This is a genomic window from Achromobacter sp. MUI-25009338 (assembly GCF_057359325.1).
This window is the reverse complement of sequence record NZ_CM170627.1, coordinates 719,102-741,607: the sequence shown is the minus strand read 5'-3', so window position 1 is coordinate 741,607 and position 22,506 is coordinate 719,102. Positions and strand designations below refer to the sequence as shown.

Here is a 22,506-nt window from a genome sequence, read left to right as displayed (position 1 = left end):
ACGCCCATGAGCCGCATCCTCAAAACCGGCCTGCTGGCCGCCCTCGTCTTCGGCCTCGTCTGGCTCGCCGTCATCATCTGGTGGCAGGAGTCGCACACGCTGCCCACGGGCGTGGACATCGGCCTGTACCTGTTCGCGCTGCCGCTGGCGCTGCTCGCCGCCGGCTGGGCCGGCGCCCGCGTGGTCCGCGCGCGCCGCGAGGCCAGGGCCGCGCCCGCCCCCGCCGCGGCCGCCGACGAAACGCAGGCTCCGCCGCCTCCCGCGCTTGTGCGCCTGACCGCGCTGGCCGGCACGGCGCGCGCGGCCCCCGGCGCCGATCCGGCCGCCATCCACGCCGCGCTGTCCAGGCAGCAGCGTCCCGAACTGGACCCCGCGCTGAAGAACGCGAAAGGCTTTCCGGTATTCAGCGGCCGCGCCGCCCATCTCGACATCGATGCGCTGCGCGAAGCCGCGAGCGCCGCGGCCGGCCCCGCGGGCAGGCCGGGCGACGACTGCCTGCGCGCCGCCGAGCTGCTGTGCGAAGTGGTCGAAACGCTGTCGCAGGAAGCCCGCGCCCACGTGCTGGACAACGGCACGCCGCAGCGCGACGAAGACTGGCCGCGGCTGCAGCTGGAGCTGCTCCTGCCCGCCGATTGGCCGCAGGCCGCGCGCGCGCATGCGGCGGACCGCGCCCGCGACGCGGCCGTGTGGCCGGCCGGACGCCTCGAAGCGCGCACGCACGAGGCGCAGGACGCGCTGGCCGGCGACGCGCTGCTGCGCCGGCTCGCGCAGGAATCGCCCGACCCGGCGCACGCCGCGCTGCGCCTGGTGGCCGCGGCGGACTCTTATATAGACGCCGGCGTGGTGCAGGCCTGGGACACCGCGGGCCGGCTGGTCGACACCGCCAATCCGCAAGGCCGCGTGCCGGGCGAAGCGGCCGCCGGCCTGTTGCTGGACCTTGCGCCCGTCGCGCCTGACGCCGCGCCGCCGCGCGAACTGCCGGCCGACGCTTTCACGTTGACGCTGTCGCCGTCGGCGCGCCGCGCCACCGAAGCCGATGCGCGCGGCGCCGCCGCCGAGCCGGCGCTGGCCGAACTGGCCGCCCGCTTCCTGGAACGGCAGGAACAGTCCGCGGACGCGATCGCCGCGCTGGTCAGCGACGCCGACCATCGCGGCAGCCGCCCGCTGGAAACCGCGGGCCTGGCCGGCGCGCTGTTTCCCAGGCTGGACCCGAACCAGGACTGCCTGTCCGTCGGCGCGGCCTGCGGCCATACCGGCGCGGCCGCGCACCTGCTCACGCTGGCGGTGGCCGGCGAAGCCTGCGCGCAGACCGATGCGCCGGTGCTCGCCGTCATGACCCAGGACCCCGCGCTGCGCACGCTGGCGCTGGTGTCCCGCCCCATCCGCCCTTTTGCCTGACCCACAAGAAAACCGTCCAACATCATGCGTAGCCCTTCAGGTTTCTTTTCCAGCATATCCAGCGCCATGAGCGAAGGCCGGCACTGGACGTCGCGCGTGCTGGCCAACCCGCGCACCTTCATGGTGATCGGCCTGATCGCCCTGATGGTGTTCCTGTTCCTGTTCGCCGAAACCGCGGAGATCGGCCTGGCCTGGGCCGGGCTGGCCCTGGGCGCATGCGTGCTGCTGTGGCTGTGCGCCTACCTGTGGCGCCGGCGGCGCACGCGGCGCGCCAACAAGAACCTGGGCGACATGCTGGAGCAGCAGGTGCAGACGGGCGCGGCCGCCAACCGCAACGACGTGGAAGCGCTGCGCTCGCGGCTGACCCAGGCGGTGCGCACCATCAAGACTTCCAAGATCGGGCAGGCCTCGGGCAACGAAGCGCTGTATGAGCTGCCCTGGTACATCGTGATCGGCAACCCGGCGGCGGGCAAGAGCAGCGCGGTCATCAATTCGGGCCTGCAGTTTCCGTTCGCCGACAAGAACGGCGCGGCGGTGCGTGGCGTGGGCGGCACGCGCAACTGCGACTGGTTCTTCACCACCGAAGGCATCCTGCTGGACACCGCGGGCCGTTATTCCGTGCACGAAGAGGACCGCAACGAGTGGATGGGGTTCCTGGACCTGCTCAAGCGCCATCGTCCCAAGGCGCCCATCAACGGCATCATCGTGGCCGCCAGCATCGACGAGCTGACCGGCGCGGGCCCGGAGTTCGCCATCAACCTGGCCAAGAACCTGCGCCAGCGCGTGCAGGAGCTGACCGACCGGCTGGAAGTGTTCGCGCCGGTCTACATCATCTTCACCAAGGCCGACCTGATCTCGGGCTTCAGCGAGTTCTTCTCCGACAGCGACCAGCGCGAACGCGACCGGGTGTGGGGCGCCACCCTGCCCTACGGCGCGGAGGAGAACCGCGACGTGCTGGCGCTGTTCGATGAGCGCTTCGACGAGCTGTACGAAGGCCTGAAGGAAATGGGCACGGCGCAGATCTCGCTACGCGCCAACCGCGAACTGCCGCCCGGCCTTTTGACCTTCCCGCTGGAATTCGCCGGCATCAAGCCGGCCCTGCGCACTTTCCTGTCGACGCTGTTCGAAACCAATCCGTTCCAGTACAAGCCGATGTTCCGCGGCTTCTACTTCACCAGCGCCTTGCAGGAAGGCGTGTCGCAAAGCTCGTCCACCGAGCGCCTGGCCGAGCGTTTCGACCTGCGCCCGGCGCAGCGCGCGCTGTCGCGCAACGTGTCCTCGCACAACGGCTTCTTCCTGCGCGACCTGTTCTCCAGCGTGATCTTCGCCGACAAGAAACTGGTGCGCCAGCACGCCAGCCCGGCCAAGACCCGCATGCGCTACCTGACCTTCTTCGGGCTGGTGCTGGCGCTGGGGCTGGTGCTGGGCGGATGGAGCTGGTCGTACCTGGGCAACCGCCAGCTGGCGCAGAACGTGCAGGCCGACATGGACAAGATCGTGCGCCTGCAAAGCGAGCGCACCGACCTGCAAAGCCGCCTGGAAGCCATGGAGATCCTGCAGGACCGCATCGAGCAGCTGGACCGCTACAGCGCCAGCCGGCCGTGGTCGCTGGGCCTGGGCCTGTACCAGGGCGACGTGCTGAAGGAGCGCCTGCTGGCCGAGTACTACAACGGCGTGCGCCAGTTCATGCTGGCCCCGGTCAAGACCAGCCTGGAAGACTTCCTGGCCAAGGTCGACACGTCGGCGGCCGCCGCCGCCGGCGACGCCGCCCAGCCGGCGCCGCAACAGGTCCGCGCCGCGCACGCCGCCGGCGCCGACACGCTGTTCCAGGACGCCTCGCCCACCAACGCCGACGACGCCTACAACGCGCTCAAGACGTACCTGATGATGGCCAATCACCAGCACGTCGACCCCACGCACCTGTCCGACCAGATCACGCGCTTCTGGCGCGGCTGGCTCGAGACCAACCGCGGCGCCATGCCGCGCGACCAGCTGATCCGCAGCGCCGAGCGCCTGATCTCGTTCTATGTCGGCCGCGCGCAGGACGCCGGCTGGCCGCAGATCGAAACCAACCTGGCGCTGGTGGAGAAGACCCGCGGCAGCCTGCGCGCGGTGATGCAGGGCATGCCCGCGCGCGAACGCGCCTACGCCACGCTCAAGGCGCGCGCCGCCACGCGCTTCCAGGCCATGACGGTGGCGCGCATCGTCGGCGAGAACGACGCCGGCGTGGTGGCGGGCAGCTACGCCATCCCGGGCACCTTCACCCGCGAGGCCTGGGAGCAGTACATCCAGCCGGCCATCAGCGAAGCCGCCAAGCAGGAAGTCCAGACCAGCGACTGGGTGCTGGGCGTGAACGCGCGCGACGACCTGACGCTGGAAGGCAGCCCCGAGCAGATCCAGAAAAGCCTGGCCACCATGTACAAGACCGAGTACGCGGAGGAATGGCAGAAGTTCCTGCGGGGCGTGACCATCAAGCCCTTCACCAGCTTCCAGCAATCGGTCGGCGCGATGAACCGCCTGGGCGATCCGCAGACGTCGCCCATCGCCAAGCTCATCAACACCACCTACGAGCAGACCTCCTGGGACAACCCCTCGCTGATCAACGCCGGGCTGCAGCAGGCGCAAAGCGGCGTGGTCGGCTGGTTCAAGCGCGTGATCCTGCGTCAGACGCCGCCGCCCGCCCCCGGCGCCGCGACCGCCAACGGCGAGGCGATTCCGATGGGTCCGGTGGGACGCGAGTTCTCCGACGTGGCGCGCCTGGTGGTCACGCGCGACAACCAGTCGCTGCTGGGCAACTACATGGGCGCGCTGTCGAAGATCCGCACGCGCTTCAACCTGCTGAACAACCAGGGCGACCCCGGCCCCGGCGCGCTGGTGCTGATGCGCCAGACGCTGGAAGGCAAGGATTCCGAACTGGCCGACGCGCTCAAGCTGGTCGACGAACAGATGCTGGCCGGCATGAGCGCGACCCAGCGCGAAACGCTGCGTCCGCTGCTGGTGCGCCCGCTGATCCAGGCCTACGCCGTCACCATGCAGCCGGCCGAGTCGGAGCTGAACAAGGTCTGGAACGCGCAGGTGTACCAGCCGTTCACGCAGAACCTGGCCGAGAAGTATCCGTTCGCCGGCAGCGCCAGCGTGGAAGCCAGCAGCGCCGAGATCGGCCAGGTCTTCGGCCCGCAGGGCAGCATCGCGCGCTACGTCAACGAAACCCTGGGCCCGCTGACCGTGCGCCGCGGCGACATCCTGACGGCGCGCACCTGGGGCGACATGGGCGTCAGCCTGCAGCCGACCTTCACCGCCAACTTCGCGCAGTGGGTGGCGCCGCTGTCCGGCGGCGCGGCCGGCAGCGGCGCGGCCAGCCAGCCGCAGACGCTGTTCCAGATCCAGCCGCGGCCGGCCGGCGGCGTGACCGAGTACACCATCGAGATCGACGGCCAGCAGCTGCGCTACCGCAACACGCCGCCGCAGTGGGTCAATTTCGTGTGGCCCAACGCGCAGGGCGCGCCGGGCGCGCGCATCACCGCCACCACCTTCGACGGCAGCGTGGTCGAGGTCGTCAACGAGCCGGGCCGCTTCGGCCTGGAGCGCCTGATTTCGACGGCGCAGCGCAGTTCCAACCCCGACGGCAGCTTCAACATGAGCTGGGCCAAGTCCAACGTCACGGTGCCGGTGAAGCTGCGCATCATCAGCAACGCCCAGGCGCCGGGCGCCGGCGGCAGCGAGCCCGGCAGCCAGGGCCTGCGCAACCTGCGCCTGCCCACTTCGGTGGTCGGCGCCTCCCCTGAACCCTCCTCCGCCCAGACGCAACCCGGAGCGCCGCGATGAGCAACGTGCAGTCCCCCTTGTTCCGAACGGCCTACTTCGGCAAGATTCCCACCCGCGGCGACTTCGTCAAGAACACCTCGCATCCGCAGCTGATGGCCACGCTGGACGCGTGGGTCGCCAACACCATGGAGATCCTGGCGCAGGAGCCGCACTGGAAGGCGCTCTACGACGAGGCCGAGCCCATGCCCTTCGCCATCCTGGGTTCGCGCGGCAAGCTCGCCATCGCGGGGCATCTGCAACCCAGCCAGGACCAGTCGGGCCGGCGCTTTCCGTTCCTGTCGGCCACTTCGGTCGAGGTGCAGCGTCCGCTGGAATTCATCGCCCGCAGCCCCATGGCCTTCAGCCGGCTGTGGAACCGCATGGGCGGCGCGGCCGCCATGCTGATGAGCGACAGCGATCCGGCCGCGGCCCTGCAGGCCCTGAACGAGCTGGAAGGCGAAATCCGCACCGCCGCCGACGACGGCTTCGACGCCTTCGTCGACCTGCAGACCGTCGAGCGGCTGGAAGCGATGCTGCGCGGCAACGGCCACCAGGCGCGCGTGCACGACATCATCCTGGCGCTGGGCATCCTGCTGGAGCCGGTGATGTCCAGCGGCTCGTCGCAGCTGGACAAGGGGCTGTCGCTGCCCCTGCCGGACGATCCGCTCTACATCAATCTGGTGGCCGCGTACTGGATGACGCTGATCGCGCCGTTCCTGGCGCGGGCCGACTTCGAGATCACGCTGTTCGTCGGCCGCATCGGCGGCAAGCACCGCCTGGCGGTGGGATTCCGCGGCGCCTCGCCGCAGACCCTGGCCGGCCTGCTGTCCACGCCGCAGACCTACGCCGAGCAGCACATCGTGCTGGAGGACGCGCCCTGGGTGCGCAACCACGTATCGGCCAGCCACGGGCTGGCCAAGCTCTCCAGCTATCTGGACCAACCGCGGCTGTCCCTGCGCATTGCGCTGGACACCTTCCGCGAAGTATTCACCGGAGCCTGACCATGCGCGTCTCTCTCCTGATCCTGGCGGCACTGTATTCCTGCGCCGCGGCGGCGCAGGACGCCGCCACCGTCGTTCCCGCCAACGTCATTCCCCAGCCCGGCCAGGTGGTGGCCAGCGGCGCCGTGCCCGACGAGGCCACCAAGGCCAACGTGCTGGCCAGACTGCAGCAGGTCTACGGCGTGGGCAACGTGATCGACCGCATCGACGTGGGCGGCGTGGTCGCGCCGCCCAACTGGTCGGAACACGTGGGCAAGCTGATCGGCCAGCCCCTCAAGCAGATCAACCGCGGCCAGCTGGAGATCGACGGCACCCAGATCCGCCTGCGCGGCGAGGTGCAGAACGAAGCCTCGCGCCAGCAGATAGCCAGCAACTTCGCGACCTCGCTCAACCCGACCTACAAGATCGTCAACGGGCTGCGGGTGGCGGCCGGCAAGGACGAGCAGGGCCTGCTCGACAACCTGCTGGCCAACCGCGTGGTGGAATTCGAGACCGGCAGCGCCACGCTGACCGCGCGCGGCCGCGAACTGCTGGACCAGGTGGCCGACGTGGTGCCCAAACTGCGCAGCGAAAAAGTGCAGATCATCGGCCACACCGACAGCTCCGGCAGCCGCAGCACCAACCTGGCGCTGAGCCAGGCGCGCGCCGACGCGGTGCGCAACTATCTGGTGGACAAGGGCCTGCCCGCGGCCCGTTTCGAGACGCTGGGCGCCGGGCCGGACCAGCCGCTGGCCACCAACTCCACCGCCGAAGGCCGCGCCAAGAACCGCCGCATCGAGTTCCGCGCCAGCCGCTAGCCGTTGCCGTCGGGCTGCTTGGGCACGCCCAGCAGCTCTTCCAGCCCCGCCAGCGCGTCGTCGTTCTTGAGCACGGTGCGCAGCCACAGGTGCAGCGACATCTCGCCCCAGTTGGCGGCCTTGTCGGCCAGATAGGCCACCGGGCTGTGCGGCTCGGTGCGGCGGAAGAATTCCGCCACCTCGCGCAACTGCGCCAGCGCCTGGTCGCGGGTTTGCAGCGGGCCGCGCGCGGCGGCGGGCGCCGCGGGCTGGGGTTCGGCAGGGCTCAAGGTCGGCTCCAGGCGGGTGGCGGCGGGTTGCGCGGGCGCGGCGGCGGCCGGCGCCGCCGGCGTCTCGGCGCGCGGCAGCAGGCCGGCGTCGCGGGCGAAGCGGTGCGCCAGTTCGGCCACGCTCTTCAAGGCTTCGCGCACCGGCGAGAAAGCCGGGCCTTCGTCGCCCAGGCGCTGCGTCAGCGTCGCCTCGAGCATGTCGAGCGCGGCGAAACAGCTCTGCAGGCTGCCCTCCAGCTCCGAATAAAAGGCCGGCGGCGTATCGCGGCGCGCCGCGTCGAACTGCTCCAGCGTCAGCTTGCCGCGGGTGAGCTCGGCCGCGTTCTGCGGCGCGCGCTTGACCGCGTTGGCCAGCTGCGTGGCGCTTTCCCACAGCGCCGCGCCGTAGCGTCCGCCTTCGGACTGCGTCAGCGGCAGCTCGCGGATCAGCTGCTGCGAGCGCGACAGCAGCCAGGCCAGGTTGCCCACGCGCTGCTGCACGTCGCCCTCGTCGGGCACCGGATGCAGGCCGTCCCAGTAGCCGCGGCACAGGCCGTCGACCAGCAGGAACCCGTCGCGCAGGCCGGCGAAGCCGCGCGTCTTGGCCCAGGCCTCGGCCAGCCAGGCCGCCACGCGCACGTCCTTGCTGCGCTCGCGCAGCACGCCGGTGCAGATGGCGATCACCTGCGGCCAGTCGGCTTCCTTGATGTCGATGATCCAGTCGCCCTGGTCCAGGTGCGGATCGTCGTGGCGGCGGGCTTCGCGGATGGCGTCGAACTCGGCCGAAAACACCATGTCCACGCCGCAGGGCGCCTCGCCCGGGATGGGCTGCAGCAGTGTGTCGATATCGCTCATTTTGATTTTGTGGGAAGACGGGTCGGACGGATCTTCCCATATCTGTAACGGCGGGACGTTTGAAGATGACACGTCCTATTACAAAGCGCATCACGCAGCCTCGCTATCATGCGCATTCCCCCCGACCCGGAGTCGAGATGAACAAGTCATTCCACATGCTGCCCGACGGCCGCTTCATCAACGGCAAGCCGCGCCGCTGCCCCGACGGCACCTATGTCGGCGACGGCGGCCCCATCACGCGCGCCCCGGACGGCACCTACGTGGCCGGCAAGCCCCAGCGCGCGCCCGACGGCAGCTACCTGGGCGGCGGCGGTCCGGTGCGCATGGCGCCCGACGGCAGCTTCGTCGTCGGCACGCCCCGCCTGGCGCCGGACGGCACGTATCTGTAAGCAAACACGACATTTCTGACAACGCAACAGGCAGCCATGGCGCAGCTATCGGTGATACGCAAGGGCGACCGCACCTCGCATGGCGGGGTGGTCGTCACGGGCGACGAAACGGTGATGATCTTCGGCCAGCCCATGGCCCGGCTGGGCGACCGCGTCACCTGCCCCAAATGCAGCGGCACCCACACCATCGTCGAAGGCGCGGCCAGCGTCAGCTCCGACCGGCGCACCGCGCTCGAAGGCATGAAGACCTCCTGCGGCGCCACCCTGATCGCCAGCCAGCAGTTCTACCGCCTGGAACACGGCTAAGCCGCGCGGCGTAGAATGAATCAGGCCCGCGAACATGCGCAGGAGACTTCCATGAAATCCGCTCTGATCCGCCAGCTCTGCCTCGTGGCCGCGGCGCTGCTGCTTGCCGGCTGTGCATCGGGGCCAGGCGGCCCGCCCCACCCCGGCGCCGTCAATCCCTACAGCAGCGGCGGCTTCCATGACGCCGGCCCCAACTATCCCGACACCGGCCCCTGAAGGCCGTGGCGCTCAGGCCTGCCGCAAGGCGCCCGATTGCAGCAGCGGCGCCAGGATGCCGGCGCTGTAGACCCGCGCCAGGTTCACCAGAAAATCGGTGAAATCGCTCTTGGCGGCATGGTCCGCGCGGTCCGAGATCACGCGCAGCAGCGCGAACGGAACGCCGAATTCATAGCAGACCTGCGCCGTGGCGCCGCCTTCCATCTCCAGGCATAACGCCTCGGGCAGCGCCTGGCGCAGCCGCTGCGCGTACTCGTTGTCGTTGACGAACACGTCGCCGGTGGCGATCAGACCGTGGTGCACCTTCGGCGGCCTGCGCGCAGCGCTGTCCTGCAACAGCCTGCCCAGCGCCGGGTCCGCGTCGAAGCGCTCGCGTCCCAGCAAGGGGATCTCGTGGCGCCCGAACAGCGGGCGCGCGTCCATGTCGTACTGCATCACGGCGCTGGCCACGACCACATCGCCCACCTCCACGTCCGCGTGCAGCCCGCCGGCCAGGCCGGTGAAGATCACGCGCGAAGCCTTGAACTCCTGGATCGCGATGCAAGCCGTGGCGGCCGCGGCCACCTTGCCGATGCGGCTCAGCGCGATCACGCAGGGCGTGCCCCACAACGTGCCCACATGAAAATCGCGCATGGCGATGCGGAAGGTGGCGGCGCCCGGGTCCATCGCGGCCAACAGGTCGGCGATTTCCTCGTGCAGGGCGCCCAGAATGGCTAAACGTCCCATGTCTACTCTTACGGTCATGCGCGGCCCCGGCCGCCCAGCCCGCAACATACCCGAAGGGCCGTCCGGCCGCCACGGGATTGAGATAATTCGACTTAATGCGACATAAAAGCAAGCCTGCGGAAATGTTGGCCTAAACCAATGCAGCCGGCGCCGCATTTCAAGTAATCTGCGGCCAGTCATTGTTCCGAGTCCGTGTCTGCCGCATGTTCCGCAATGTCTTTGCCCTTAAATCGCTGGAAAGGTATTTCCTGATACTGGCGGCCGGCGTGGCGTTGCCCGTGTCCATGCTGACCGTGATCGTGGTGCAGCAGAACTGGCGGTCCCTGGCCGCCACCGGCGAAGCCATGAGCGGCTTCGTGGTGGTGCGCAGGACCCTGGAAGCGATGGAAGCGGTATCGGCCGAGCGCGGCCCCATGAACGCGGCGCTGGGCGCCGACCTGCCGGTGCCCGACGAAATGCTCCGCGCCCTGGACGAAGCGCGCCAGCGCACCAACGCCCGCATCGCGGACCTGCTGGCCCTGTACCGCGCCCCGCTCAATCCCGACGGCGCCGCCGAATTCACCAATATCCAGCGCATCCGGCAGGCCCTGCTCGACGCCCGCGCCGGCGCCGACCTCGCGATCGCCGCGCCGCGCGCCACTGTCTCGGGCCTGAACCTGTGGAACGTGGTCGGCGACATGGTCGCGCTGGTGCCGCAGCTGCGCGCGGCGATGTCCGACGGCATCGGCGTCACCTACGCCAGAGGCACGGACGCCGCCGCCCTGGCGCGGCTGTCGCGCCGCGCCGACGAATTGCTATACGAAGCCAAGCTGAACGGCCGCAACCGGGTGGAGCTGGAAAGCGCGGCTTGAGAAAAAAACCCCGGCGGTTTCCCGCCGGGGCCAACGTGCACACAGCACCGATTGCTCAGTTCGAATAAACCTTGATCTGGTCGCTCTTCAGCACGTCCGGCGTCAGGCTTTTCTCGATCCAGCCCATGGACGTATCGGCCACGCCCGGGGTGACCAGTTCGGCCGGCACGATGGTGATGTCGGCCAGCACCTTGAACGGGTACTTGTCGCTCTTTTTGGTCACGCCGAAGAGCTGCGCCTCCAGCCCCTGGCCGTCGGCCCGGTGCAGCTTGACTTCGCGGCCATAGCCCTTGAAGGTCACGTCGTGCATGGCCGCCGCCACTTGCTCCGGAGTGGGCCAGGCGCCGCCGTTGGCCTTGATGGCCTGCTCGTAGCCCGCCTTCAGGCCCTGGATGGCCTGCACCATGTGATAGACGGAATAGATGGGATAGGCGCCGGTCTTTTCATGAAATTTCTTTACGAAGGCCTGGTGCTGCGGATCGTCCTTGGTTTCCGGGTGCAGGAAGTAATGGTCGCCGCGAGCGCCCACGTAAACACCTTCGGGCAGGGCGTTGCCCAGGCGCTCCAGCGAGCTTTCGGCCAGCGACAGCACAAAGGTCGAGTTCTTGAACAGATTGCGCTGCGAGGCCTGGCGCACGAAGTTGTCGAGGTCGCCGCCCCAGGAGGTGGAGACGATGACGTCCGGGCGCAGCGCCTGCAGGCGGCTGATCTCCGTGGAGAAGTCGGCGGCGCCGAACTTGGGGAACATCTCGGCCACGACCTTGACGTCTGGCTTGAACTTCTTCAGCGCAGCCAGAAAGATGTCGCGCGAATCGCGACCCCAGGCGTAGTCCTGGTTGACGATGGCGATCGTCTTGAAATCGGGCTTTACCTTCATCAGGTACAGCACCTGGGCGACCATTTCGGTGGTGGCGTTGGCCTGGGTGCGCACGACGTACTTGTACTTCTTGCCCTCCAGCGCCTTCTCCGTGCCGCAATCCCACAGCACGTTCAACACTTTCAGATCCTCGGCCACGGGCGCGACGATGTTGCAGTGGCCGCTGGAAATGGCCGACAGCATGACCCGCGTTCCGCCTTCGGCCAGGCGGCGATACTCGGACAGCAGCTTCTCGCCCCCGCCGCCCTCGTCAATGTAGCTGGGCACCAGCTTAACGCCGTCGATGCCGCCGTTGGCGTTGATCTCCTGAATCAGAATCTCCGCCGCGTCGCGCGCGGGCACGCCGAACACCGAAGCCGAGCCCGACAGATAGGTAGAAATGCCGATGTTCAGTTCCTTGGGCTTGTCCGCCGCGTTCGCCAGCGCCGCGGCGCCGGCCAGCACGGAGGCGCCCAGCAGCGCCGCCATTCTTGAGAGTTTCATGATGTAGTCTCCAGTGTTGTTATCGGGTCTGCGCCCTTAGAAAACGATGGCGTCGCGCAGGCTGCCGCCGGTGGCGAGGTGATCGAACCCCTCGTTGATCTGGTCCAGCGAAAACGATTTGCCCATCATCCTGTCCACCGGCAGGCGGCCGGCCTTGTACAGATCGATGTAGCGGCCGATGTCGATGGCCGGCACGCCGGAACCCAGATAGCTGCCCCGGATCTCGCGCTCCTCGCCCACCATCTGCGACAGCGACAGCGCGAAGCTGGACTTGGGATTGGGCAGGCCCGAGGTCACCGTCGCGCCGCCGCGGCGCGTCAGCTTGTAGGCGGTTTCAAAGGCCGGCACGGCGCCGGCCATGTCGAAGCCGTAATCCACGCGGCCGCCGGCCAGGTCGATGAGATCGTCGACAGACTTCACTTGTTTCGGGTTGACTACGTGTGTGGCGCCCAGTTCGCGCGCCAGCGCCAGCTTTTCGTCGCTGAGATCGACCGCGACCACACGCCGCGCGCCAGCCCCGACGGCAGCCAGCAGCGCGCTCAGGCCGACGCCGCCCAGCCCCACGATGGCTGCAGTATCCCCCAGCTTGATGCGGGCGCGGTTGATGACCGCGCCTGCGCCGGTGAGCACGGCGCAGCCGAACAGCGCCGCCTCGCGGTGGCTGAGTTCGACGTGGACCTTGACGCAGGAACGGCGCGACACCACGGCATACTCCGCAAAACACGACACGCCGGTGTGGTGGTTGATGTACTCGTCGCCGATGTGCAGGCGGCGTTCGCCGCCCAGCAAGGTGCCCTGGGTATTGGCGGCCGCCCCCGGTTCGCACAGCGCTGGCCGGCCTTCCATGCAGGGGTTGCAGCAGCCGCAGCTGGGCACGAACACCATGGCGACGTGATCGCCCGGCCTGAGGTCGTTGACACCGGGGCCGGTCTGCACCACCTCGCCCGAGGACTCATGGCCCAGGACAATGGGCACGCCGCGCGGCCGGTCGCCATTGATGACCGACAAGTCGGAATGGCATAGCCCCGCCGCCTTGATCCGCACCAGCACCTCGCCGAAGCCCGGCGGGTCCAGCTCCACCTCGGCAATGCTCAATGGCCGGGTCCGCGCATAAGGGCCTTCCACGCCGGTTTGCCGCAACAGCGCCGCTCTGATTTTCATATGCGTGTCATCCGCAGAAAGAGAAGTGGCGGCCGGCGCTAGACCGTCCGGCCGCCGTCGACCGGGAATTCCACGCCGGTGATGAACTCGGCCGCATCGCTGGCCAGGAACAGCGCCGCGGCCGCCACGTCGGACGGCTGGCAGAAACGTCCCAGAGGAATGGTCGACACGAACTTCGCGCGGTTTTCCGGGGTGTCGGGCAGGCCCATGAAGAGCTCGAACATGCCGGTGATGCCCATGACCGGGCAGATGGCGTTGACCCGGATGCCGTCGGCGCCCAGCTCCACCGCCATGGATTTGGACAGCACGTTGACGGCGCCTTTGGACGCGTTGTACCAGCTCAGGCCGGGACGCGGCCGGATACCGGCGGTCGAGCCCACGTTCAGGATCACGCCGCGCTTCTGCTCGCGCATTACCGGCACCACGGCCTGCGCCATGTGGTAGATGGACTTTACGTTGATGTCGAACATGCGGTCGAACATGGCCTCGTCCACGTCCAGCATGGGCTGGTTCTTGTGGGTAATGGCGGCGTTGTTGACCACGATGTCGACCGAGCCGAAGGCCTCGCGGCAGGTGCGCACGACGTTGTCGATGTCGGCGCGGCTGGCGACGTCGGCCTGCACCGCCAGCGCGGCCGGGCCCACTTCGCCGGCCACGCGGTCGGCGGCGGCCTTGTTGATGTCGGCGATGACGACCTTGGCGCCTTCCTTGGCGTAGAGCTTGACAATGCCCTCGCCGAAGCCACTGCCACCACCGGTGACGATGGCGACCTTACCTTGCAACTGACTCATTTCTGTCTCCGTTGGTGTACGCGGCGATCATTCGCCATAGAACTGGATGATGGTTTTGGTCGTGCTCATCTCTTCCAGGGCGATAAAGCCCTTCTCGCGCCCGTGCCCGCTTTTCTTCACGCCGCCGAACGGCAGCTCCACGCCGCCGCCGGCGCCGAAACCGTTGATGTAGACCTGGCCACATTTGATGCCGCGGGCCACGCGTTGCTGGCGCCCGCCGTTCTCGGTCCAGACAGCCCCCAGCAGGCCGTAGTCGGTGGCGTTGGCCAGGCGGATCGCCTCGGCTTCGTCGGCAAAGGGCAGCGCCACCAGCACCGGCCCGAAGATCTCCTGGGTCATCAGGTCGCTGTCGTGGCTGGCGGCGGAGAACAGCGTGGGCTTGACGAAGTAGCCACCGGCGGGCACGCCGTCGGCGATGCCGCCCTGGGCCACAACTTTCAGGCCGTCGGCCCGGCCCTTTTCGATATAGCGGTTGACGCGGTCGAACTGCGCCTTGTTGACCACCGGGCCGCAGGTCAGGTCCATGTCTGGGGTGCCGGCGCGAACCTTGGAGAATTCCTCGGCCAGCGCCTTCATGAAGTCGGCATAGATGCCCTGGTGGACCAGCAGGCGGCTGCCGGCGGTGCAGGTCTGGCCGGCGTTGTGGACGATGCCCTTGACGATGGCCGGAATCGCCAGCCGGTAGTTGGCGTCGTCGAACACAATGTGAGCCGACTTGCCGCCAAGCTCCAGCACGCACTTGACCGCGTTGAGCGCGGCCGCCTGCTGGATCAGCACGCCGACCTCGTTGGAGCCGGTGAAGGTGATGAAGTTGATATCCGGATGGCGCGACAGGCTGGCGCCGGCCTCTTCGCCCAGGCCGGTCACGATGTTCAGCGCGCCGGCGGGAAAGCCGACTTCCAGAGCCAGCTCGGCCACGCGGATGATGGACAGGCAGGCGTCTTCGGCGGGCTTGACCACCGCGGCGTTGCCCATGGCCAGCGCCGGTGCCACGCTGCGGCCGAACATCTGCGCCGGATAGTTCCACGGGATGATATGGGCCGTCACGCCCAGCGGTTCGCGGATCAGCTGTACGGAATAGTCCTGCTGGAACGGGATGGTCTGGCCATGGACCTTGTCGGCGGCCCCGCCATAGAACTCGAAGTAGCGCGCCAGCACCGTGATGTCGGCACGCGCGGTCGACATGGGCTTGCCGGTGTCGCGCGATTCCAGGCGGGCCAGTTCCTCGTGGTGGGCCAGCACGCTCTCTCCCAGGCGCAGCAGCAGCCGGCCGCGCTCGAGCGCGGTCATGCGCCCCCACGCACCATCCAGCGCGCCGCGCGCGGCTTGCACCGCGGCGTCGACGTCGGCCTGCTGGCCGCGCGGGATTGTGGTGAAAACCTGGCCGTCGACCGGCGACACCACTTCCAGACTGCGGCCGTCGGCCGCGTCGACCTGGCGGCCGTTGATGATCATTTGCGTCATGCCACTCTCCGGAGTATCAATTCAGGGAAATCGAGCCGCGCTCGATGGTCCAGATCTGGTCTGGGATGTCTCCCAGCAGTTTCACGTTGGATTCGGTTATCACCACGCACAGCTCGGGCTGCAATTCCTTGAGCCGCGCCAGTGCTTCGGTGTAGTCGCGCGCCAGCTTGGGCGCCAGCCCCTGGAAGGGCTCGTCCAGCATCAGCAGGCGGGTTCCCACCATGACGGCGCGCGCCAGTGCGACCATCTTGCCCTGGCCGCCCGACAGCGCTGAGCCCGACCGCTTGAGCATGGGTTCCAGCTGCGGCACCACCTTGAGCACCGCGGCCACGCGCGTCTGGATCTCGTCGCGCGACAGGCCCTGCACCTCGCAGGGCAGGTGCAGGTTCTCCTCCACGGTCATGGTGGGGAAAATCACCCGATCTTCGGGCGAGTAGCCCACCTTCAACGCCGCGCGCCGGTGGCCCGGCAGCGCGGTCAGGTCGGCGCCGTCAAAGGAGATCGTGCCGGACCGGATCCGGGTCAGGCCCATGATGGTGCGCAGCAGCGTGGTCTTGCCCGCGCCGTTGCGGCCGACGATGCCGATGGTCTTGGCGGATTCGAAAGTGGCGCTGACGTCGCGCAGGATGCGGTTGCCCGCCAGGTCGACGTTGACGACCGATAGGTTCAACATGTTTCAGGCCCCCAGCACTTCGCTTTTGATCTGCGCATTGTTCAGGACCTCCTCGGGCGTGCCATCGGCGGCCACCTTGCCGGCAATCCAGGCGGCAACCCGCGTGGCGTACCGCGATACGATGTCCACGTCGTGCTCGACGAACCAGCTGGTCACGCGGCGTTCGTCCAGCGCGCTCATGACGGTCTCCATCAGGCCGAACTTGTCTTCCGAGGCCACACCGCTGGTGGGCTCATCCATGATGAGCAGCTTGGGCTGCAGCGCCAGCGCCATCGCCACGTCGAGCAATTTGCGCTTGCCTTCGGGCAGGCCGATGCACGGTTCGTCGGCCTCGGGCAACAGGCCCACCAGGTCCAGCGTGGCGTCGACCGATTTGGCGTCTATGGTGCTTTCCAGCGAACGGAACCAGCTCAGATCCTTGTTGCGCCGGGCGGCGGCGATCTGCACGCACTGGCGCACGCTGTGCTCGGTGAACAGCTGCGGCAGCTGGAACGAACGGCCCAGTCCAAGGCGAACGATGCGGCGCGGCGCCATCGCCGTGACATCGCGGCCGTCGAACCAGACCTTGCCCCGGGATGGCGCCAGGTAACCCGTGCAGATATTGATGAACGTGGTCTTGCCGGCGCCGTTCTGCCCAATCACCGCCAGGCGTTCGCCTTCGTGCAGTTCGAAGTTGATGTTGTCGGCGGCCACCACGCCGCCGAAGGCCAGGTACAGGTCGGTGGTCTTAATGAGGGGTTTCATTTTCAGTTCCTCACCGGGATGCGGACGGTGGACTGATCGCGGGCCTGCGCCCTGCTCTGCTCGCGCTTTTGCGCCGCTGCGCGCTTCATGATCTGGCCGACAAAGCCGGTGGGGAAAATAAAGATCACCAGGATCAGCGTCAGGCCCAGCAGGAACTGCCACAGCCCCGGAAAATAGGCCGCCGAGGCCAGCTTGACGGTTTCGAATCCCACCGCGCCCAGGAATGCGCCCGCAGCGTGGCCGGCGCCGCCCAGGATGGTGATGAACACGAACTCGCCCGAGCGCAGCCACGATCCGATCTCCGGCGTGACCAGGCCCTGCATCAGCGCCAGGATTGCGCCGGAAAAGCCCACCACCACGGCCGACAGCAGGTAGCCTTTCCACATGATCAGGTAGGCGGAAAAGCCCAGGTATTCGAGGCGCGTCTCGTTGGTCTTGATGGCCGAAAGGGCCTGGCCGCTGCCGGAACGAAAGTAGCGCTGCACCCACCAGGCCAGCGCCAGCGACAGCACCAGCGTCAGCACCAGCAGCGCGCGTTCGAAATCGTCGCGTTCCATGACCATGCCGGCCAGCGCCGGGCGCACGATGCGCAGCCCATCGGAACCGCCGGTCAGCGTGTAGAGCTTGCCCAACAGCGCGAACAGCACCATGCTCAGCGCCAGGTTGAGCATGCCGAAGAAGATGCCGCGGTAGCGCACCACGAACAGGCCGATCACCACCGCCGCGAGGAAACTGGCCAGCACGCCGGCCAGGATGAGCACCAGCGCGTCGGCGCCCGGCACGGCGCGGGCCAGAAAGGCCACGGTGTAGGCCGAGATGCAGGCGTACATCGCGTGGCCGAAGGAGACCTGCCCGGCGCGGGCCATGACCGACACGCCCAGCGCGGCAATGGCGTAGGTCAGCCCGATGACGATGGGCGTGATGGTCCAGGAATAGGCGTAGCCGAGCAACAGGGTGGCCAGCGCGGCCAGCAGGCTGAGTACGGGCACTTTCATCAGATCGTCCTCGCCTGGGCCACGGTGAACAGGCCGTGCGGACGGATGATCAGCACCAGCACCATGATGATGTAGGGCACCGCCACTTCCAGCTCGGGCGCCGCGTACACGGCGATGGCGCGGATCACGCCGATCAGCAGCGAGGCGATCAGCGCGCCGGTGATCTGGCCCAGCCCCGCGGTGGCCACCACCGCGAACGAAAGCACCGTCATGTCGGTGCCCGCGCCCGGCACCAGCGAGGTCGTGGGCGCAGCCATGGCGCCGCCCAGCGCGCCCAGCATGGTCGCGATGACGAAGGTGACGTAGCCGATCTTCTTGGCGTTGATGCCCAGCGAAGTGGCGACCTCGCGGTTGTGCGTGGTGGCGACCGTCTGCTTGCCCAGTTTGGTGTGGCGCAGGAAGAACTCCAGACACACGTAGGCCAGTAGCGCCGTCACCGGCACCACCACGAGCTGGTAAGTGGTGTAGGTGATCTCGCCGATCTCGATGTTGCCCAGCCGGTTGACGACCTCACTGGCGCTATAAGGCTGCGCACCCCACAGCATGCGCTGGATGTCCTCCAGCATGAGAAAGCCGCCGAAGGTCAGCAGCAGTTTCAGGATGGGATCGTAGTTCTGCGCGCGGCGGATCAGCAGGAATTCCATGACGCTGCCCAGCGCCAGCCCGATCACGACCGCGGCCACGAAGAGCGCGGCAAACAGCAGCACGGGGGAGTCCGTCCTGGGCGCCAGGAACATCACGAAGCTGGCGGCCGCGTAGCCGCCGAAGGCATAGAACGCGCCGTGGGCGACGTTCAGAATGCCCATCACGCCGAACACCAGGGTTAACCCCATTGATACCAGGAACAGCAGACTGGCGTAGGCCACGCCGTCCACCAGGGCCAGAGGCAGTAGATCCAAGGTCAAGCGCGTTCTCCCATTGCGCTGGGCACCCGCAGCGCCCGCGCGCCCATGTCTCGTTATCAACCCCGCCGCGTCCGCCCGCGACATGTTGCGCGAGGGATGGCCGGGCACTTATCCGACGTGCGCCGCCGGCAGTGTGGAGCCGCGCGGAACCGGTCTGTTAATGGGATCGAAGTATAGGTACGCCCTTTTGCGCCGACTATTTATCTTTGTGCAAGCCGGGTTTCGCGCGCGATAGAGATGCAGCGCATCAAGGCGCGACGTCCACCGCCATCGCAGCCAATGGCGCGCGCGTCTGGTAGGCGGGGATGATGCGGATCTGCGATTCGCCGGGTATCTGCACATAACGGCCTAGTCCATCCGGCGCAAGCGCGCCCACGTGCAGTCGGGCCAGCGCGGCGCCGGCCGCGTCGAAAACCTCGATGCGCAGCCGCGGCGGCGCCAGTCCGTAGGGCTGGTCGGACTGCGGCCTAAGCACGCGATCACTGCGCGCCTGCGACAGCAGCGCCACGAACGCGGCGGCGTCGAATCCGCGGCCCGCGTCGGGCGGCTCGGCGCTCCAGCCTTCGGCGCCGCGGCGCAGCCGCAAGCTGGCTTCTGACGTGGCCAGCACCACCTGCGCGGCGCTGGCCGCGTCCCAGGCATAAAGCCGCGCCGGCTTGCCGGAGTCGTCGTGCAGATGGGTATGGCCTGCATGGCGCGCAGTTTCCGTGGACGCTTCGCGCCATTGCCATAGCGACAGGCCGATGCCCGCCGCCAGCAGCAGCGACCAGCCGGCGCGCGCGGCGTTCATCGGCGCCTCCACCACAGCACCAAGCCGACCATGAACGCCATCAGGGGCAAGGCGACCGTACTGGTCCAGAAAACCGTGCGCATCTGGCGATTGGTCAGCTCCACGCGCCGGCTTTCATAATGACGCGGGCGTAGCGTCAGCAGCGCGTCCTCGCCGGCCAGCAGCGAGACGGCATTGGCGAACAGCGCGCCATTTCCCAGCGTGGCGAAGTGCCGGTTGGTGGCGAAGTCGCTGTCGCCGGCCACCAGCAGCGAGGGCCGGGCCACGCCGTCTTCGGCGCCGGTCTGCGCACTGCGCGTGGCCAGCACCATCAGCGCATAGCGCGCAGCGGGCCGTCCGGGCAGCAACGCCTGGGCGCTGGTCTGCGCCAGCGGCGTCACCGCTACGCCGCGCGGCAGGCTGTCTCCCGCCGGCTCCAGGCCGGCGGCGCCGGGGAAGAAACTCAGCGGCAGTCCACGGGTCATCTTGTGGCGGGTGTAGTCGCTGACGGCCGGGCTCCCGGGATCGTTGCGGTAGTGGCTGGCGGGATCGGCCAGCGCGCCGCCCGGGCGCGCGATGCCGAAGTCGCCTAGCAAGGCGTCCAGGCCGTGCGGCGCGTCCGGTTCCAGCAGCAGCAGGGTCTTGCCGCCAGCCAGGGTCCAGTCGCGCAGCGCCCGCGCGTCGTCCGCGCCGAATGGCGCGCGCGGGCCTGCGGCCACCACCACCGAGCAGTGCGGCAGCGCCGCGGTCAGGCCGCCGGCGTTGACCGCGCGGGTGGCGAAGCCCAGGGTCCGCAGCGCGTTGCGGGCCAAGGCCATGCCATGTTGCTCGTGTACCTCGACGCGGGCAACCAGGTTCTCGTCGCCATCGTGCTCTTCCAGGTCGTCCAGCGAGCTCAGGCTGTCCAGCGCGGCTTCGCGATGACCTTGCGTGAAGCAGACGGTCTGGGCGCCCTGCTGGCCGATGCGGATCAGCGCGTTGGTGAAATCGGTCTCGGTGCCACCGTTGATCGTCATGCGCCGCTCGCCCGAGGCCAGCACAGCGCTTCCGGCGAACTGGATGCCCGCCTCGCGCGCCTCGGCCGGGCGCAGCGCGGGGTCCACCCCGCGCACCTGGATCAGCGGATTGGCGCGCTGGTACTGGCGCAGCAGCTCCAGCGCGTCGACCATGCTTTTGTTGCGCAGGTCGTAGAACCAGGTCACCTCGACCGGCTCGTCGATCCGGCGCGCCACCTCCAGGCTCTCCGGCGCCAGGCTATACAGCCGCTGGGCAGTCAGATCGACACGCCCCAGGTGGCGCGCCGCCCACAGATTCAGCGCCAGCAGCAGCGCCGCCACCGCCATGAACGGCAACCATAGCGCCAGCCGCCGGACGGCGCGACGCATCATCGCAGCCTCCAGCGTTTCAGATTGGCGGCCGCAGCCATGAGTGCCAGCAGCGTCAGGCTTGCGAGCATGAGTGTTGCCGGGCCGGGCAGCACGCCGCGGATGAAGTCCACGTGCTGCGCCGACAGCGACAAAGCCTGGAAGAACGGCGACAGCGCCGGAAACGCGTCCAGCGCCGCGGGGTAGTCGATGAACCACAGCAGCACCAGAATGCCCCACGTGGCGCTGGCCGCCACGATCTGATTGGCGCAGGCGCTGGACACGGCGATGCCGATGGCCAGGAACAGCGCGCCATACAGAAACACGCCGATGTAGCCGCCGGCGATGGGGCCATAGTCCGGCTGTCCGTACCAGGCCAGCGGCAGCACCGCCGACGCGGTGCCCGCCAGCATCAGCGCCAGCATGGTCAGCCCGGCCGCGTACTTGGCCGCCACCAGCGTGGCGTCCGACAGCGGCAGGGTCAGCAGCAATTCCAACGTGCCCTGCCGCGCCTCTTCGGCGAAGGTGCGCATGCTGACCAGCGGCATCACCAGGATAAGCAGAATGGTCATATTGTGAAAAGCGGTCACCATCTGCCCGGTGCTGACGAAGAACAGATTGAAGCTGAACAGGTAGCCCGACAGGCCCCAGAACACCGCCACCACGGCCAGCGCCACCGGCGAGCCGAAATCGCCGCGCAGTTCCTTGCGGTACAGGGCGAAGAATCCTCTCATGCGCGCCTGCGCAACGAAGTGTCGTTGGACGCCAACGCCGACAGCAGCCGGGCCTCGACCGCGTCGTGCATGGACAGCACGGCGCGCAGCTCGCCATGCGCCAGCACGATGCGCAGCACCGCGTCGCAGGTCGAACCCGCGCCGGCGTCCCAGCCGATGCGCCACTTGCTGTGCATGTCGTCCACCGGTTCGGCGTCGACGCCGCGCACGCCCGGGCAAGCGCGTAAGGCCGCGTGAAGCGCCGCATGCCGTGCCTGCGGCAGCGCCAGGCTCAGCTGCAGGGCCGCCGGCGCCGCACCCAGCGCGGCGTCTTCCACCAGCCGGCCTTCGCGCAAAATGGCGATGCGCGTGCACAAGGCTTCCACCTCCTGCATGAGATGGCTGCTGAACACCACGGCGCGGCCTTGGGCGCAACGCCGAATCATCGCCCGCGCCTCGACGATCTGCACCGGATCCAGCCCGTTGGTGGCCTCGTCCAGCAACAGCACCGGGGGATTGTTGAGTACGGCCTGCGCCAGACCCACACGCTGGCGTTGCCCCTTCGATAGCCGGCCGACCAGCGTGCGGGCCTGCGCCTGCAGGCCGAAGCCGTCGATGGCCTCTTCGATCGCCCGGCGCCGGGCGGGCGCACCGCCCTCGACCTTCACCGCGGCAATGAATTCCAGGTACTGGGTCACCGTCAGCGCGTCGTACAGCGGCGCGCGCTCGGGCAGGTAGCCGATGTCGGCATTGCCGCGCCCGGCGGCCGGCTGGCGTCCGCAAATGGAGATGCGGCCGCTGTCCGGCGCGTAAAAGCCGGCCATCAAACGCAGGGTAGTGGTCTTGCCGCTGCCGTTCGGTCCCAGCAGGCCCACGATCTCGCCCGGCGCCACCGACAGGCTCAGCGCATGCAGAACCTGGCGCGGGCCGAACGACTTGCTCACCTCGTGCAGGGCGATGACCGGCCGCATGGCGT

The 22,506-nt window shown here is 68.4% G+C and carries 22 protein-coding genes; 8 read left to right on the top strand and 14 right to left on the bottom strand.

The window, feature by feature from the left end:
• The first annotated feature begins 6 nt into the window (after nucleotides 1-6).
• From AC1IQ6_RS03495 to AC1IQ6_RS03480, 4 genes are all read left to right on the top strand, one after another.
• Nucleotides 7-1,398, top strand: a complete 1,392-nt coding sequence (locus tag AC1IQ6_RS03495) for a hypothetical protein (RefSeq protein ID WP_485865851.1) — start codon at nucleotides 7-9, stop codon at nucleotides 1,396-1,398.
• Between the two features lie 66 nt (nucleotides 1,399-1,464).
• Nucleotides 1,465-5,223 (top strand): type VI secretion system membrane subunit TssM, encoded by a 3,759-nt coding sequence (gene tssM, locus AC1IQ6_RS03490; RefSeq protein WP_479731000.1) that lies wholly within the window; start codon nucleotides 1,465-1,467, stop codon nucleotides 5,221-5,223.
• Nucleotides 5,220-6,203: a type VI secretion system-associated protein TagF gene (tagF, locus tag AC1IQ6_RS03485; RefSeq protein WP_102774084.1), complete on the top strand. Its 984-nt coding sequence runs from the start codon at nucleotides 5,220-5,222 to the stop codon at nucleotides 6,201-6,203. Before tssM ends, tagF begins: the two co-directional genes overlap by 4 nt.
• A 2-nt stretch (nucleotides 6,204-6,205) precedes the next feature.
• The gene (locus AC1IQ6_RS03480; protein ID WP_102774085.1) at nucleotides 6,206-7,000 is read left to right on the top strand and encodes an OmpA family protein; all 795 of its coding nucleotides are present in this window, start codon (nucleotides 6,206-6,208) and stop codon (nucleotides 6,998-7,000) included.
• Here the strand turns inward: AC1IQ6_RS03480 and tssA are convergent.
• Entirely contained in the window at nucleotides 6,997-8,103 is a 1,107-nt protein-coding gene (gene tssA, locus AC1IQ6_RS03475; protein ID WP_102774086.1) for a type VI secretion system protein TssA, read from the bottom strand. The two genes, AC1IQ6_RS03480 and tssA, sit on opposite strands and share 4 nt — an antisense overlap.
• Nucleotides 8,104-8,240: 137 nt before the next feature.
• Here tssA and AC1IQ6_RS03470 point away from each other — a divergent pair, with 137 nt between their 5' ends.
• From AC1IQ6_RS03470 to AC1IQ6_RS03460, 3 genes are read left to right on the top strand one after another with little or no spacing between them, the layout of a single operon-like run.
• Entirely contained in the window at nucleotides 8,241-8,492 is a 252-nt protein-coding gene (locus AC1IQ6_RS03470) for a hypothetical protein (RefSeq protein ID WP_102774087.1), read from the top strand.
• 36 nt (nucleotides 8,493-8,528) lie between these two features.
• Entirely contained in the window at nucleotides 8,529-8,798 is a 270-nt protein-coding gene (locus AC1IQ6_RS03465; protein WP_102774088.1) for a PAAR domain-containing protein, read from the top strand.
• Nucleotides 8,799-8,849: 51 nt separating this feature from the next.
• Entirely contained in the window at nucleotides 8,850-9,014 is a 165-nt protein-coding gene (locus tag AC1IQ6_RS03460) for a hypothetical protein (RefSeq protein ID WP_168202185.1), read from the top strand.
• A gap of 12 nt (nucleotides 9,015-9,026) precedes the next feature.
• On the opposite strand, the gene AC1IQ6_RS03455 is transcribed toward AC1IQ6_RS03460, so the two are convergent.
• Nucleotides 9,027-9,740, bottom strand: coding sequence for a 5'-methylthioadenosine/adenosylhomocysteine nucleosidase (locus AC1IQ6_RS03455; protein WP_485865850.1), 714 nt, complete (start codon nucleotides 9,738-9,740; stop codon nucleotides 9,027-9,029).
• A 203-nt stretch (nucleotides 9,741-9,943) separates the two neighbouring features.
• On the opposite strand from AC1IQ6_RS03455, the gene AC1IQ6_RS03450 reads away from it, so the two are divergent.
• A complete protein-coding gene (locus AC1IQ6_RS03450) occupies nucleotides 9,944-10,591 on the top strand; it encodes a hypothetical protein (RefSeq protein ID WP_485865849.1) in 648 nt (215 codons plus the stop codon).
• A 55-nt stretch (nucleotides 10,592-10,646) separates the two neighbouring features.
• Here the strand turns inward: AC1IQ6_RS03450 and AC1IQ6_RS03445 are convergent, their stop codons facing one another.
• The 12 genes from AC1IQ6_RS03445 to AC1IQ6_RS03390 all read right to left on the bottom strand — a co-directional run bounded on the left by AC1IQ6_RS03445 (nucleotide 10,647) and on the right by AC1IQ6_RS03390 (nucleotide 22,501).
• Nucleotides 10,647-11,951: an ABC transporter substrate-binding protein gene (locus tag AC1IQ6_RS03445; RefSeq protein ID WP_102774091.1), complete on the bottom strand. Its 1,305-nt coding sequence runs from the start codon at nucleotides 11,949-11,951 to the stop codon at nucleotides 10,647-10,649.
• 36 nt (nucleotides 11,952-11,987) lie between these two features.
• Nucleotides 11,988-13,112 carry a zinc-dependent alcohol dehydrogenase family protein gene (locus tag AC1IQ6_RS03440; RefSeq protein ID WP_485865848.1) on the bottom strand — a complete coding sequence of 375 codons (1,125 nt, stop codon included), beginning with the start codon at nucleotides 13,110-13,112 and terminating at the stop codon, nucleotides 11,988-11,990.
• Between the two features lie 38 nt (nucleotides 13,113-13,150).
• On the bottom strand, nucleotides 13,151-13,903 hold the full coding sequence (locus tag AC1IQ6_RS03435) for a glucose 1-dehydrogenase (protein WP_102774093.1): 753 nt from the start codon (nucleotides 13,901-13,903) through the stop codon (nucleotides 13,151-13,153).
• A gap of 27 nt (nucleotides 13,904-13,930) precedes the next feature.
• Nucleotides 13,931-15,367: an aldehyde dehydrogenase family protein gene (locus AC1IQ6_RS03430; RefSeq protein WP_485865847.1), complete on the bottom strand. Its 1,437-nt coding sequence runs from the start codon at nucleotides 15,365-15,367 to the stop codon at nucleotides 13,931-13,933.
• A 16-nt stretch (nucleotides 15,368-15,383) separates the two neighbouring features.
• The gene (locus tag AC1IQ6_RS03425) at nucleotides 15,384-16,040 is read right to left on the bottom strand and encodes an ABC transporter ATP-binding protein (protein WP_485865846.1); all 657 of its coding nucleotides are present in this window, start codon (nucleotides 16,038-16,040) and stop codon (nucleotides 15,384-15,386) included.
• A 3-nt stretch (nucleotides 16,041-16,043) separates the two neighbouring features.
• On the bottom strand, nucleotides 16,044-16,784 hold the full coding sequence (locus AC1IQ6_RS03420) for an ABC transporter ATP-binding protein (protein ID WP_102774096.1): 741 nt from the start codon (nucleotides 16,782-16,784) through the stop codon (nucleotides 16,044-16,046).
• A 2-nt stretch (nucleotides 16,785-16,786) separates the two neighbouring features.
• Nucleotides 16,787-17,779, bottom strand: coding sequence for a branched-chain amino acid ABC transporter permease (locus AC1IQ6_RS03415; protein WP_102774097.1), 993 nt, complete (start codon nucleotides 17,777-17,779; stop codon nucleotides 16,787-16,789).
• A complete protein-coding gene (locus AC1IQ6_RS03410) occupies nucleotides 17,779-18,684 on the bottom strand; it encodes a branched-chain amino acid ABC transporter permease (RefSeq protein ID WP_102774098.1) in 906 nt (301 codons plus the stop codon). The genes AC1IQ6_RS03415 and AC1IQ6_RS03410 overlap by 1 nt, the downstream gene beginning before the upstream one ends.
• 247 nt (nucleotides 18,685-18,931) lie before the next feature.
• Nucleotides 18,932-19,474: an electron transporter SenC gene (locus AC1IQ6_RS03405; RefSeq protein ID WP_485865845.1), complete on the bottom strand. Its 543-nt coding sequence runs from the start codon at nucleotides 19,472-19,474 to the stop codon at nucleotides 18,932-18,934.
• Nucleotides 19,471-20,841 carry a GldG family protein gene (locus AC1IQ6_RS03400; protein WP_485865844.1) on the bottom strand — a complete coding sequence of 457 codons (1,371 nt, stop codon included), beginning with the start codon at nucleotides 20,839-20,841 and terminating at the stop codon, nucleotides 19,471-19,473. Before AC1IQ6_RS03400 ends, AC1IQ6_RS03405 begins: the two co-directional genes overlap by 4 nt.
• Entirely contained in the window at nucleotides 20,838-21,551 is a 714-nt protein-coding gene (locus tag AC1IQ6_RS03395) for an ABC transporter permease (protein WP_485865843.1), read from the bottom strand. The genes AC1IQ6_RS03400 and AC1IQ6_RS03395 overlap by 4 nt, the downstream gene beginning before the upstream one ends.
• Nucleotides 21,548-22,501 (bottom strand): ABC transporter ATP-binding protein, encoded by a 954-nt coding sequence (locus AC1IQ6_RS03390; RefSeq protein WP_102774102.1) that lies wholly within the window; start codon nucleotides 22,499-22,501, stop codon nucleotides 21,548-21,550. The genes AC1IQ6_RS03395 and AC1IQ6_RS03390 overlap by 4 nt, the downstream gene beginning before the upstream one ends.
• Between the last annotated feature and the right edge of the window lie 5 nt (nucleotides 22,502-22,506).